Source organism: Pseudomonas sp. TNT3 (assembly GCF_010095445.2).
In the GTDB taxonomy this organism is placed as follows: Bacteria; Pseudomonadota; Gammaproteobacteria; order Pseudomonadales; family Pseudomonadaceae; genus Aquipseudomonas.
In genome coordinates this window covers 1-13,286 of record NZ_WFGV02000095.1, presented here as the reverse complement: position 1 = coordinate 13,286, position 13,286 = coordinate 1, and the positions used below count along the sequence as shown (strand labels likewise).

The following is a 13,286-nucleotide window of genomic DNA, read 5'->3' as shown; positions in this document are numbered from 1 at the left end:
CGGCATGGATGCCGGGTTAGCCGCGCACGGCCATGGATGGCCGATCGCGGCGGGCCCACGGAGCAGGACCGGAGTGAGGGTATGCCGAGCCCAGGCGAGGCACCGGACGAAAGGGGCAAGAGCGCTTTGGTTACTTTCGCGCTTTTCGAAAGTGACTCGCCGTAAGGTCGAAACCAATAGAAGCCGTGACCACAGGAATGGATATGTACACCATCAAGAATCTCACCGCCGATCAGACCGCTATCGCGAGCAGGCTCGCTCCTACAGTTTGATCCGGGTGGATCAGTGAGATATGGATTGGCTGTAAGGACGCTATCGCGAGCAGGCTCACTTCTACAATTTGATCTGGGTACACCCGCCAGAAAGAGGCAACTGTCAGGCCACCATCGCGAGCACACCAAATGCCTGCAGCCCTCACTCAGACACCGCCACCTGATTCCGCCCCCGCGCCTTCGCCCGGTACAGCGCCTTATCCGCGTTATTCATCACACTGTGCAAATCATGATCGCCAGCCTCCATCGACGCCACACCCAGGCTGGCCGTGATGCAGTGAACAGGCCCGGTCATCGACCCCGCAATCGAACGGGTCACCTGCTCGGCGATATCCAGAGCAACCTCAATGGACGTATCCGGAAGCAGCACGGCAAACTCCTCGCCTCCCAAGCGCCCATACACATCAGTCGCCCGAAAAGACTTGCTGATCACCACCCCCATTTGCCGCAACACCTGATCCCCGACCTGATGCCCGTAGGTGTCGTTGATATGCTTGAAATGGTCCATATCCAGCATCACCACACACAGCGGTAACCGGTGGCTTTTGCAATGGTTGTACAGCCGCTGGGCATGCTCGAAAAAGGCCCGGCGATTGTTTAGCCCGGTGAGCTCGTCAGTCTGTGCCGCGCGGGTGGAAATGTTGTGCGCCTGCTCCATCTCACGGGTCAGGCGAAACGCCGTTTCCAGTGCTTCGGACAGCTTGCGCGTCGCACCCGCGACGAACGAGGCGAATACCAGAACCGCCAGCGCCATGCCGACCTGAATCGTTGACGATTGAAACAGCAGCCAGGAAGTGCACGGCAGTAACACCAGCGCAATCGACGCCAGCGTCATGTGGCTATAGGACGAGTAGCAGGACACCGCGCTCACCGACATCCCGACCGCGAACAGCATCACCAGCGCCTGGGACAACAGATTATCGGCCGGTATCACCGCCAGGGCTCCGACACCCCAGATACCGGCAGACAGCACCAGCGTGATCCAGTACGTGCGTTCCCAGCGTTGCGGGGTCCGCTCTAAGTCGGGGCTGCGAAAATAGGCGATGAACATGGCAAGCCGTAGCAATGACGAGACCGACAGAATCGCGATCCACCCATAAACCACGCTGTGATCAAAGCTGTCCCAGCACAACCAGCACAGCATGATCGCCGCCAGGTAACTGCCGAGCACTGCCGAAACGGATTGGTGGAACAACTGGTGCAACCGGTCAGCGCGTACCTGCCGCGCTATATAGCTTTCCTGGTCGTATCGAAGCCCAAGGCCATCCATATGATCCGCCTGATCAAGATGCTGTGAAGAAACGCCATTGTGGCATCTCGCCACTAACGCAAACACAAGAATCACACCCATTTGCAAACGCTATCTCACCGCAAGCTTAGCTGCTGCATTGACGAGTGAAACCCATGTCCGAGCAACGTCTTCAATCAGCTGCTCCAGCTACTGCTCATGCAGGGCTGATCGCTCCTGGCGCTGAAACTGACGCGGAGACACGCCGAAGCGGGTTCGAAACTCCCGCGAGAAGTGCGCGCCATCGGCGAATCCGCAATCCATGGCAATTTGCGTGATGCTGCTGTGACTGTTTACCAGCAACCAGCTGCCGTATTCCACGCGCAGCGAACGCTGGAACTCCATGGGTGAAATGCCCAGGGATTGTTGAAACGCGCGGGTTAGCTGGCGCCGGCCCAGGCCTACATATCGTGCAATGGCATCGAGCGTCGGCAGGCTGTCCATGCGTTGTTCAATGTAGTGCGCTGCCTGACGGACACGTTCGTCCTTGATGTCCGCAAGGTTTGCATAGAAGTGCGCCTGTGGCTGCCGTCCCTGGCGGATGCCCTGCAGCATCATATGCCGCACGGCCTGCTGCGCCTTTTCGCGCCCGCAGTGCCTGGCGACCAGGTACAACCCCAGGTCAATCGCCGCCGTTGATCCCGCGCAGGTAATCAAATCCCCCTCGTCGATGAACAGATGATCGACGGCTGCAGGCGTCTTCGGAAACCTCGCACGAAACGCATCCAGCACATTCCAGTGCACGCACACGGACCGATTGCCCACCACACCCGCTTGCGCCAGCGCGAAGGTGCCCGTGCAAATGCCCAACAAGCGGGTACGGCTGTTCGCTGCGCGCTGCAACCAGTCGCGCAACTGAACGGGCAAATATGTGTTGGGGTAATCGTTGCCGCCACAAATGGCCACGTAATCGAACTGTTCCAGGTCCTCAGCCAGGCCACCGGCAACTTCCAGTGTGATGCCGGCGCTGGAAGTGCGCGGCAAGCCGTCGACACTCATCACCCGCCACGCGGTATGGATCTGCCGACTGGCGCCGCCGACATCGGCGGACAACCGCAGCACATCCACGAACCCCGAAAATGCCGCCAGCGTGAACTGATCCAGCAGGACCAGTCCCACCGACAGCTGCGGGCGCGCGTTTAGCTCGGGAAGGGTCCCGGGCGCGGCGTGGAATTCCTGATGATTCTGAGTCATTTTGGGCATGACCCAACTATTCAACTTTAAGACCCCCGAGTGCAAGCGCTCGTATCGACGTTACGAGCAAGATGCAGACAAGGGGAAACAGTACAACTACGCCCCAGAGGACATGAGATGAGAATAAAAACGCTGAACAAAATCACAGTCGCGCTATCACTGGCGGGCTGCATCTCCTCGCAAAGCGCCATGGCCGATCAGCAGAAGCTGACGGTCGCGTTGTACGGCGGCAACTGGGGGGATGCTTTCCTCAATTGTGTTGCAGAACCTTTCACGAAAGCCACCGGGATCGCCGTGGCGGCGGAAGTGGGTACCTCAACCACGACCCTGGCGAAACTCCAGCAGCAAAAGTCCAGCCCTACGATTGACGTGGCCTGGATGGATGGCGGAATCAGTGAACTCGCGTATGCGGCCGGTGTACTCGCCGATCTCGATCCCGCTGCCATTCCCAACCTGAAAAACGTTGTCGATAAAGGCGTCTACTCCGAAGCCGGCCACACCTTCGCCGTCAGCAGCGGTTTCTACTCCCTTGGCCTGACCTATAACACCAAGGACATAAAAGAGGCGCCAACCAGCTGGAAGGATCTGTGGAAACCCGAATACGCCGGTGCAATCGCCCTGCCCTCGCCGGCCAACTCCTCCGGGGTGCCGTTCGTATTCTTCATGGCTGACGTCTGGGGTATTGACCGGTCCGACCTGGCGCCGCTGTACAGCAAGCTTGGCGCACTGGACACCGCGCTGTTCTTCGACAGTTCGGGTGCCGCCACCAACGCCTTCCAAAGTGGTGAAGCCATCATCGGTGCGCATTTCAACGTCGGCGCCTGGGACTTGATCGACAAGGGTGCCCCCATCGGTTTCTCGATTCCCAAGGAAGGCGTATGGGCAACCGATGCGCGCTTGCACCTGATCAAAGGCGCACGCAACAGCAAGGCCGCCGAGCAATTCATCAACACCGCGCTGACCCAGGAAGCAGCGTCGTGCCTGGCCGGCAAACTCTATCTGGGGCCAGCGGTGAAAGGCGTGGAAGTCTCTGAAGACGTTGCTCGCAAGTTGCCATGGGGCGCCGGTGGATCGATCAGCGATCTGCGTCTGTTTGATTGGGCCCAGATCAACGCGCAGCGCGCGAGTGTCACCAATGACTGGAACCGCAAAGTCACCGCCAAATAGCTCAAGAGGTCTGCAATGTCAGTTTTATTGAGCATCGACAGCGTCTGCAAAAACTTTGGTTCCTATCAGGCATTGGACACGATCAACCTGGACATCGAGCAGGGCGAATTTATCGTGCTGCTCGGCCCCAGCGGTTGCGGCAAAACCACTTTGCTGCGCTCGATCGCCGGCTTCATGCAGCCCGACTCCGGGACCATCGCGATCGATGGCCAGGACGTCAGTCGTCTGCCGCCCTACCGTCGTCCGCTGAATACCGTGTTTCAGAACTACGCCCTGTTTCCGCACATGACCGTGCTGGAAAACGTCGCATACGGTCCGCGACGCCAAGGTGTCAATCGTACCGAAGCCCGTGACCGTGCTCGCGAAGCACTGGCAATGGTGGGTCTGGAAGCGCTCAGCGATCGCTACCCTCGCGGCATGTCGGGCGGCCAGCAACAACGCGTGGCACTGGCACGGGCCATCGTCAACAAACCCAAGTTGCTGTTGCTCGACGAGCCGCTCTCGGCGCTGGACATGAAGCTGCGCAAGCGCATGCAGCTGGAGCTCAAGCATCTGCAGGCGAAGCTCGGCATCGCGTTCATTTTCGTGACCCACGATCAGGAAGAAGCGATGACCATCGCCGACCGGATTGTGGTGATGAACGCCGGCCGCATCGAACAGACCGGTTCCAGCAGCGACATCTACAGCGCACCCGCTTCGCGCTTTGTGGCGGACTTCATTGGCGAGGCCAACCTGATCGACTACCAGGCCACTGGCGCCGATGAGATAAGCCTGAACATCCGCGCTAAACCACTGCCTCGCGATACCAGGAACATCGCCCGGCAAGGGGTGGCCGTCCTGCGTCCCGAGCATCTGCAGGTGCTGGATGCCGCAACCCCAGAGACCGCCAACTGCTGCGAAATCCAGGGCACCGTGAGCGACATCGTCACGGTCGGCAGCCACACGCTGATCCACACCTTGATTGACGGGCAACCAATCGTGGCACGCACCATGGGCTTTCCGCGGGCGGACATGATCACCGGCAGCGCCGTGCGCCTGGGCTTCAACCCTGCTCATCTGCACTTGATCGGGGAGTCGTCATGAAACGCAAGACGCTCGCCCCGCTGCTGATGCTCTTTGCGGCACTGGCCTTTTTCACCGCGTTCTTTCTCGCACCGTTTGCAGTGGTGATTTTCGCCAGTCTGACCAAGGGTGTTGACCAGGCCTTCACGCTGGATCACTACATTCGCGTGCTGGGCGATCAGTACCACTGGGATGTGATTCTGGTGACCTTCCGCATCGCCGCGCTGACCACTTTGGTGTCGTTGGTGCTTGGCTATCCGTTGGCCTGGTACCTGGTGCGTGTCGTGAAATGGCGTGCCTGGCGTCGAGCGTGCGTGATCCTGCTGGTAGTGCCAATGTTCACCAGTAACATCGTGCGCTCGTTCGGCTGGATGGTCCTGCTGGGACGCAAAGGCGTGGTGAATCAGAGCTTGCTGGATACCGGCCTGATCGATACGCCGGTGCGCTTTCTGGGCACCGAGCTCGGCATCCTGATCGGCATGGTGTACATCCTGCTGCCGTTCATCGTACTGGCAGCCGGCAACGCACTGGCCCAGGTCGACCCGGCCTATGAGCAAGCCTCCGACGACCTCGGTGCCAGCCCCCGCGCGACCTTCTTCCATGTGATCCTGCCGCTGACCATGCCCGGCATCATCTCCGGCTCGATCATGGTGTTCACCCTCGCGGCCAGTGCCTACGTGACGCCGGCGCTTCTGTCGGGCGGAAGAATCTCCGTGCTCTCGATGCTGATTTTCCAGCAGTACAGCTCGGTCTTCGACTTCAACTACGGTGGCGCACTGAGCGTCGTCCTGCTGATCTTCACCCTGGTCATGGTCGGATTGGCCGGACGCGTCGGCAGCATCAGAGGGAGCAACTCATGATCACTCGCATGCTGGTTCGCCTGATCGCCTGGGCCGTGCTCGGCTACATGCTGCTGCCCCTGGTGGTGATCATGGGCGTCTCGTTCACCGCCACGTCATTCCTGGCGTTCCCGCCTCAAGGCTGGACCCTGGACTGGTACGGCAAAATGCTCAGCGACCCCAGCTACGTGGCCTCGTTTGCCACCAGCACGGTTCTGGCGCTGGTCGCGACCTTCGTCGCCGTATTGCTCAGCGTGCCGGCCGCGCTGGCGATAGCGCGTTATGAATTTGCGGGCAAGAACGCGATTTTGGCCGCCCTGACTTCACCGCTGGTGTTTCCGCACATCGTGCTGGGCGCGGCGCTGTTGCAGTTCGGTGGCTACTTCGGATTGACCCGCAGTTTTCTCGCACTGCTGATCGGCCACACGATCATCATCTCCCCGTTCGTATTGCGCTCGGTGCTGTCGATGCTGACACCGGAGCAGCGTGCACTGGAGGAAGCGTCGAGCGATCTGGGCGGAACACCGTGGGCCACTTTCTTTCATGTGGTGCTGCCGCAGATCAGGCCGGGGATTGTCACCGGGTCGATCTTTGCCTTCATCTCGTCATGGATCAACGTCGAGCTGTCGATCTTCAACACGACCCCGGACCTCAACACCATACCGGTGAAGCTTTTCAACTACGTGCAGTACACCGTCGACCCAACGATCGCCGCCGCCTCCGGCGCGACCATTGTCGTGGTGGTCATCGCCGTGATCATTCTCGATCTGTGCATTGGTCTCGACCTTTTGTCAGAACGCAAATAACCCCCCACACCTACACCCCGAAAGCCAGGAGTTCAGTCATGCGTATGCAAGACACGTTCGATGTGATCTATACCCATACCGAAGGTGAACCACTGTGCATCGTGCACAGCGGTATTCCCTACCCCGCCGGTTCCAGCATTCTGGCCAAGCGTACCTTTCTGGAACAGAACTACGACTGGTTGCGCAAAGCGCTGATGCAGGAACCACGCGGCCACAAGGACATGTTCGGGGTCTTCCTCACCCCGCCTTCCAGCAGTGAGTACGACGCGGGCCTGATCTACATGGACGGCAGCGTGTATTCGCACATGTGTGGCCACGGCACGATTGCCGTGAGCATGGCGATGGTTGCCCTGGGCCTGGTGCCGCGCGGCGCTGATGGCATCACCAAAATCCGCTTCGAGACCACGGCGGGACTGGTTGTCGCTGAAGTGGCTTCCGAAGGCGAGAACGTGCTCTGGACCCGTTTCGAAAACGTGCCGGCTTATGTCGCGGCCCAGGACATTCCCGTGCACCTGCCGGGCTACGGCGACCTGAAGGCCGACCTGGTCTGGGGCGGCAACTATTTCGGTATTGTCGACCTGACCAACTGCGACCTGCGTATCAGCCCCGAGAATGGCAGCGAATTTTCACGCCTTGGGTTGCTGGCACGGGACCAGATCCAGAAACAGCTCAAGATCCAGCACCCGACCGAGGCGCACATCAACGACCTCAATTTCATTACGTTCTGGCACCCGGCGACCATCGACGGTGCGTTCTACAAGAACGTCCACGTGTTCAGCGCCGGCCAGCTCGATCGATCTCCCGGGGGCACCGGCACCAGCGCGATGATGGCGATGTTCGAGGCTCGGGGAAAACTCGGCCTTAACCAGCCTATCCTGTCCGAAGGTTTGCTGGGCAGTGGCACTTTCGAAGGTTGCCTGCTCGGTGAAGTGGACCTCAACGGCACGCGCGCGGTCCGTCCTACCGTGAAAGGCACCGCCAGTATCCTGGGGACCTCACGTTGGGTCATTGAGCGTAACGACCCGGTCGGTGCAGGCTTCGTTGTGAACTGACGTCCAAGGATGCCCGGCGCACTGCGTCGAGCATCAGCCCTGACGAAAACCTGTAGCAGCTGGCGCAACCCGCGTCCGGCTGCGCAGCAGGCGCAATACCAGCACCGGCGCTTGAAAGACTTTGCCTATCACCCTCCAACACTGCACCTATTAGCTGACTTCCCGAGTCGGGTCTAACCTTAGTCCTGCGCTGGCGCCATAAGCCGGCCGCAGTAGTGCTGATAAGGAGACAGGAATGAGTCTGAAACATGACTAAGCCTGCCGTGGGCCACCGCGCTGGCGACCCGATTGCCGCTGTTTTTCATTCCCGCGCGGTCACATCACCCAGTTGATTGAACTGCTGGCCCAGCAGCCTGTGTCATCGATTTCGCTCGTCGCTTGCCCGTGTCCACAAGGCGCGGATAGCCCGCAAGATCACGACCCAAAGGTAGCTCTCACATGGCAAATGAATCGAAATGCCCGTTCAACCACGCCGCTGGCGGTGGCACGACGAACCGCGATTGGTGGCCGAATCAACTGAATCTGAAAATACTGCACCAGCATTCGTCCCTCTCTGATCCTCTGGACGAAGGTTTCAATTACGCCGAAGCATTCAAAACTCTGGATTTTCAGGCGCTCAAGCAAGACCTGCGCGCGCTGATGACCGACTCACAAGACTGGTGGCCGGCAGACTTCGGGCACTACGGGCCGCTGTTCATTCGCATGGCCTGGCACAGCGCCGGCACCTACCGCACCGCCGACGGGCGTGGCGGCGCAGGCTCGGGTCAGCAACGTTTCGCCCCGCTCAACAGCTGGCCGGACAACGTCAGCCTGGACAAGGCGCGCCGGCTGCTCTGGCCGATCAAGCAGAAGTACGGCCGTAAAATTTCCTGGGCCGACCTGATCGTTCTCACCGGTAACGTCGCGCTGGAATCCATGGACTTCAAGACCTTCGGTTTTTCCGGTGGCCGTCCAGACGTCTGGGAGCCGGACGAGGACGTGTACTGGGGCTCGGAAAACAAGTGGCTGGCGGGCGACACCCGCTACGATCAGGGCCATAAGGAACCCATGCAGGAACCCGGTGAAGGCCCGCTCGTGGCCGAACCTGGAGAAAACGAAGACAGCCGGGTCGAACCCGGCCGCCATCTGGAAAAACCCCTCGCCGCCGTGCAAATGGGCCTGATCTACGTCAACCCGGAAGGCCCGGAAGGCGAACCGGACCCGGTCAAATCGGCCCTGGATATCCGTGAGACCTTCGGCCGCATGGCCATGAATGACGAAGAAACCGTGGCCCTGATCGCCGGCGGCCATGCCTTCGGCAAGACGCACGGCGCCGGCCCTGCGGACAATGTCGGGGCAGAACCCGAAGCCGCCGGTCTTGAAGAGCAAGGCTTTGGCTGGAAAAACAGCTTCGGCACCGGCAAAGGCCCGGACACCATCACCAGCGGCCTGGAAGTGACCTGGACCACCACGCCGACCAAGTGGAGCAACAACTACCTGGAAAACCTGTTCGGCTTCGAATGGGAGTTGACCAAAAGCCCGGCGGGCGCACACCAGTGGACCCCGAAAAACGGCGCCGGCGCCGGCATCATTCCTGATGCCCACGACCCTTCCAAACGCCGCAACCCAACCATGCTGACCTCGGACCTGGCGCTGCGCTTCGACCCGATCTACGAACCGATCTCCCGGCGCTTCCTGGCCAATCCCGATCAACTGGCCGACGCCTTCGCCCGCGCCTGGTACAAACTCATCCACCGCGACATGGGCCCGCTCTCGCGCTACCTCGGCCCGGAAATGCCCGGCGAAGAACTGCTGTGGCAAGACCCCATTCCTGACGTCGACCATGAGCTGATCAACGACAGCGACATCGCCGCGCTCAAGGGCAAACTGCAAGCCAGCGGTCTGTCGGTTTCGCAGCTTGTGTCGACAGCATGGGCGGCCGCCTCGACCTTCCGCGGCTCCGACAAACGCGGCGGTGCCAACGGTGGACGCTTGCGCCTGGAACCACAGAAATCCTGGCAGGCCAACCAGCCGGAACAATTGGGGAGCGTGCTGGCAAAACTTGAAGGGATTCAGCGTGACTTCAGCAGCGGCGGCAAGAAAGTCTCCCTCGCGGACCTGATCGTCCTGGCCGGTAGCGCCGGCGTCGAACAGGCCGCCAAAAACGCAGGCGTGAACATCACGGTACCGTTCACGCCAGGCAGGATGGACGCGACTCAAGAACAGACAGACGTCGAGTCGTTCGCGTTCCTCGAGCCCACCGCCGATGGCTTCCGCAATTTCCTCAAAACCCGCTACAGCGTTCCAGCCGAAGCATTGCTGATCGACAAGGCGCAACTGCTGACCCTCACCGCACCGGAAATGACCGCACTCATTGGCGGCCTGCGCGTGCTGAACACCAACGTCGGTCAAACCAGACATGGCGTGTTTACCCAGCAGCCGGAAGCGCTGACCAACGACTTCTTCACCAACTTGCTGGACATGAGTGTGGAATGGAAGCCGGTCTCCGATGATGCGCAGGAGTTCGAGGGACGAGACCGCAAGACGGGCGCGGTGAAATGGACCGGCACCCGTGTCGATCTGGTGTTTGGATCGAATGCGCAGTTGCGCGCGATTGCCGAGGTGTATGCCAGCAGCGATGCGAAGGAGCAGTTCGTTAAGGACTTTGTGGCGGCGTGGACGAAGGTGATGAATCTGGATCGCTTTGATCTGAAGTGATGCTGCAGTCCTGAAAACGCAAAACGCCTCCCTGAGTGGAGGCGTTTTGTTTTTTACGGACACTGATCAGACAGGAGAAATCGTCGCCAGCGCACCGATCAACACGGTCAATACGAGAAAACCACCAAGGAAAATCGCCATCTTGCCCATCGGGGCCTCCTGCTCGCGGAAAGTGCCCTTATTGTGAGCCGGCATCTGTGTGCATTACAGAGGCAGATAGCGATGAAAAATACAGATCAGAGCACCTGCACCAGAGCTCAGGATGCACATCTGTCATGTGAAACGATTACTTCGCTGATGCATCCCAAACGGTCATCACCTGCGTCACTGCGGCGTCCAGTGCGGCATGTGAAACGCCATCTCTGGCGAGTGTGGAAAGCCCCGACAGAAAACTGTCGAACATCGTAGCCAGGGCCTCAACGTCGACAGTCGGACGCAACTGCCCCTCGGCAACGCCGCGTTCGATGCATTTGACGATCCCCGCCCGATTCAAAGCCCTTGTCTGGGCGAGTGGCTGCGAGATGGCTTTGCTCTCTTCCGAGCACGCGCTCATCCAGCCTAATGAGACCAGGCAGCCTGTGGGGTGGTCGACTTCGGTCTGCATTCTGGCGGAGCGACGCAGGGTCAGTTCGATGGCGTCCCTGGGCGCCAGCGTGTCATCGAACAGGCTGTCCGTGACGCGGCCATGCGTGCTCAGGTACCGCGCCATGACCTCTTTGAACAGCGCTTCCTTTGAGCCAAATGCGGCATAAAAGCTCGGTGCGGAAATGCCGCCGCCGATGGTGGCTTTGAGCTGATTGAGCGACGTCGAATCGTAGCCGTGCTCCCAAAACAGATTCATTGCCTGATCGATTGCCGCGTCACGGTCGAAGGTGCGCGGTCTTCCCATCTGTGCCATACGATCCTCCGTTTGAATGAGTTAGATACTAATCGATACATAAGTCGTTGACAACGAGGGCCCACCTCCCTAGATTTATATCGATCGATATATAAGTCACCTGGAGCATGAAATGGCGATTGATGAGCAGCAAGCCGAGCGACTCCCGCTAGGCGCATTACTGGCATTGGCCATGACCGGATTTATCTGCATCGTGACTGAAACCTTGCCCGCCGGCCTGTTACCGGAAATCGGCACGGGATTGAATGTTTCACAGCCACTGGCCGGGCAAATGGTGACGGTCTACGCACTGGGATCGTTGCTGGCCGCTATTCCGTTGACGATCGCCACGCAAGGCTGGCGGCGCCGCACAGTGCTGCTGTCGACGATTCTTGGCTTTCTGGTGTTCAACACCCTGACGGCGCTGTCCTCGGACTACCTGCTGACACTCGTTGCCCGCTTCTTCGCCGGCGCCTCTGCCGGTCTGGCCTGGAGCCTGTTGGCGGGCTATGCACGGCGCATGGTTGTCCCTCGCCTGCAGGGCCGCGCCTTGGCGGTGGCCATGGTGGGCACCCCGATAGCGCTATCGCTGGGCGTGCCGTTAGGCACCTGGCTGGGCGGACTGATGGGATGGCGAATGGCGTTCGCACTCATGTCAGGGTTAACCCTTGGGCTGATCGTGTGGGTGCTGATCAAAGTCCCCGACTACCAGGGCCAGACCTCGTCACAACGCATGCCGCTGCGCCAAGTGCTCTACACCCCGGGCGTGCGCTCAGTACTCGGCGTTGTCGTGACCTGGATGCTCGCGCACAACATTCTCTACACCTACATCGCCCCCTTTCTCTCATCCGCAGGATTGAGCCGGAGTGTCGACGTGGTGCTACTGGTTTTCGGTGTCGCTGCGCTCGCAAGTATCTGGATCACCAGTCGGCTGGTGGATCGGCATCTGCGCACTGCAGTGCTGGCCAGCCTGGCGACTTTTGCCGCCGTTTCTGTCCTGTTCGGCGTGTTCTCCCACTCTGCCATCGCGATGCTGTTCGGCGTTTTCGTCTGGGGGCTGACCTTCGGTGGCGCCGGAACATTGCTCCAGACCGCGCTGGCTGACTCTGCGGGAAAGGGAGCGGACGTGGCGCTTTCCATGAATGTGGTGGTCTGGAACAGCGCGATTGCGGTGGGTGGATTATTGGGTGGGGTGATGCTCGACCAATTGGGCGTGAGTGCCTTTCCTTGGGTGTTGCTGGTATTGGTGATGATCAGTTTCTGCATCGCGTTCAATGCGCGGGGGCATGGTTTTCCGAAGGGTGACAGGGACAGCGGTTTGGTGATTGCTGGGCACTGATTGGAGGTGTTTTAAGGGGCTTTTTCGGAGTTTTCTCGATGATCTGTGAATTGTTTAATAATCCGGAAAGCCCCAGTCGGTTAGCGGTGTCAGTTGAGACAGAAACTCCAGGTGCTCGATAATTTTTACTTTGTGTACATTATTGAACTCTATCGGACCACCGAGAGCCAGGGCTGGGACGAATCCATACATCTCATCTGACTTAAGTCTCCCAAGTTTCTCAACCGCCGCTTCGAACATATCTCCAAAATCATTGGAGCTAGCATTCATACCAGAGAAAAACGCTTTGACCCCAAAATCCATTTTTAACCCTGTAAACCTCGAGACGCGTGAGGAGTAGCGTGCCATCGGGCATGAGATAGTCAGGCAATACCCGCTTTTCTCTCCCCACACGTAAAGTACACCAAACGCGCTGCGGGCAATGACGTGGTAATTTTCTAGACCGTTAAATTCAGTATCGGTCAACCAATGACCTAGCACCGCCTCATACTCTTGCGGATTTACAGTCCAAAACAGCCCATAGGCATCGGCGTTTTTCAAGGTAGTTGTCGCGTCCCCCGTCGTGCTACGCGACCTTTATGACCACTGTCAGCTCCCTTTCAGGGTTCAGATATACCGTCCCGATTGGGTTCCAGTTGCGTGTCTCACCTGACCAGCGTTCAGGTCTTTTTTCTCGGGCAAGTCCATAGATCG

At 59.4% G+C, this 13,286-nt stretch carries 12 protein-coding genes; 7 read left to right on the top strand and 5 right to left on the bottom strand.

Annotated features, from left to right (window positions below):
* Nucleotides 1-414: 414 nt before the first annotated feature.
* Entirely contained in the window at nt 415-1,542 is a 1,128-nt protein-coding gene (locus GBC55_RS28745) for a diguanylate cyclase (RefSeq protein WP_162441091.1), read from the bottom strand.
* A 168-nt stretch (nt 1,543-1,710) separates the two neighbouring features.
* Nucleotides 1,711-2,754 carry a GlxA family transcriptional regulator gene (locus GBC55_RS28740; RefSeq protein ID WP_162441090.1) on the bottom strand — a complete coding sequence of 348 codons (1,044 nt, stop codon included), beginning with the start codon at nt 2,752-2,754 and terminating at the stop codon, nt 1,711-1,713.
* Between the two features lie 117 nt (nt 2,755-2,871).
* On the opposite strand from GBC55_RS28740, the gene GBC55_RS28735 reads away from it, so the two are divergent.
* The 6 genes from GBC55_RS28735 (at nt 2,872) to katG (ending at nt 10,377) form a co-directional block, all read left to right on the top strand.
* Entirely contained in the window at nt 2,872-3,921 is a 1,050-nt protein-coding gene (locus tag GBC55_RS28735) for an ABC transporter substrate-binding protein (protein WP_162441089.1), read from the top strand.
* 15 nt (nt 3,922-3,936) lie between these two features.
* A complete protein-coding gene (locus GBC55_RS28730) occupies nt 3,937-5,004 on the top strand; it encodes an ABC transporter ATP-binding protein (protein WP_162441088.1) in 1,068 nt (355 codons plus the stop codon).
* Nucleotides 5,001-5,843: an ABC transporter permease gene (locus tag GBC55_RS28725; RefSeq protein ID WP_162441087.1), complete on the top strand. Its 843-nt coding sequence runs from the start codon at nt 5,001-5,003 to the stop codon at nt 5,841-5,843. The genes GBC55_RS28730 and GBC55_RS28725 overlap by 4 nt, the downstream gene beginning before the upstream one ends.
* Nucleotides 5,840-6,628 (top strand): ABC transporter permease, encoded by a 789-nt coding sequence (locus GBC55_RS28720; protein ID WP_162441086.1) that lies wholly within the window; start codon nt 5,840-5,842, stop codon nt 6,626-6,628. Before GBC55_RS28725 ends, GBC55_RS28720 begins: the two co-directional genes overlap by 4 nt.
* Nucleotides 6,629-6,666: 38 nt before the next feature.
* On the top strand, nt 6,667-7,680 hold the full coding sequence (locus tag GBC55_RS28715; protein WP_162441085.1) for a proline racemase family protein: 1,014 nt from the start codon (nt 6,667-6,669) through the stop codon (nt 7,678-7,680).
* Between the two features lie 438 nt (nt 7,681-8,118).
* Nucleotides 8,119-10,377, top strand: coding sequence for a catalase/peroxidase HPI (gene katG / locus GBC55_RS28710; protein WP_247267054.1), 2,259 nt, complete (start codon nt 8,119-8,121; stop codon nt 10,375-10,377).
* Between the two features lie 66 nt (nt 10,378-10,443).
* Here katG and GBC55_RS29860 read toward each other — a convergent pair whose 3' ends face one another.
* Nucleotides 10,444-10,572 (bottom strand): hypothetical protein, encoded by a 129-nt coding sequence (locus GBC55_RS29860; RefSeq protein WP_268932937.1) that lies wholly within the window; start codon nt 10,570-10,572, stop codon nt 10,444-10,446.
* A 91-nt stretch (nt 10,573-10,663) separates the two neighbouring features.
* A complete protein-coding gene (locus GBC55_RS28705) occupies nt 10,664-11,275 on the bottom strand; it encodes a TetR/AcrR family transcriptional regulator (protein WP_162441174.1) in 612 nt (203 codons plus the stop codon).
* Between the two features lie 112 nt (nt 11,276-11,387).
* On the opposite strand from GBC55_RS28705, the gene GBC55_RS28700 reads away from it, so the two are divergent.
* On the top strand, nt 11,388-12,593 hold the full coding sequence (locus tag GBC55_RS28700) for an MFS transporter (protein WP_162441175.1): 1,206 nt from the start codon (nt 11,388-11,390) through the stop codon (nt 12,591-12,593).
* Between the two features lie 54 nt (nt 12,594-12,647).
* Here GBC55_RS28700 and GBC55_RS28695 read toward each other — a convergent pair whose 3' ends face one another.
* Entirely contained in the window at nt 12,648-13,133 is a 486-nt protein-coding gene (locus GBC55_RS28695; protein WP_162441176.1) for a T6SS immunity protein Tdi1 domain-containing protein, read from the bottom strand.
* Nucleotides 13,134-13,286 lie beyond the last annotated feature (153 nt).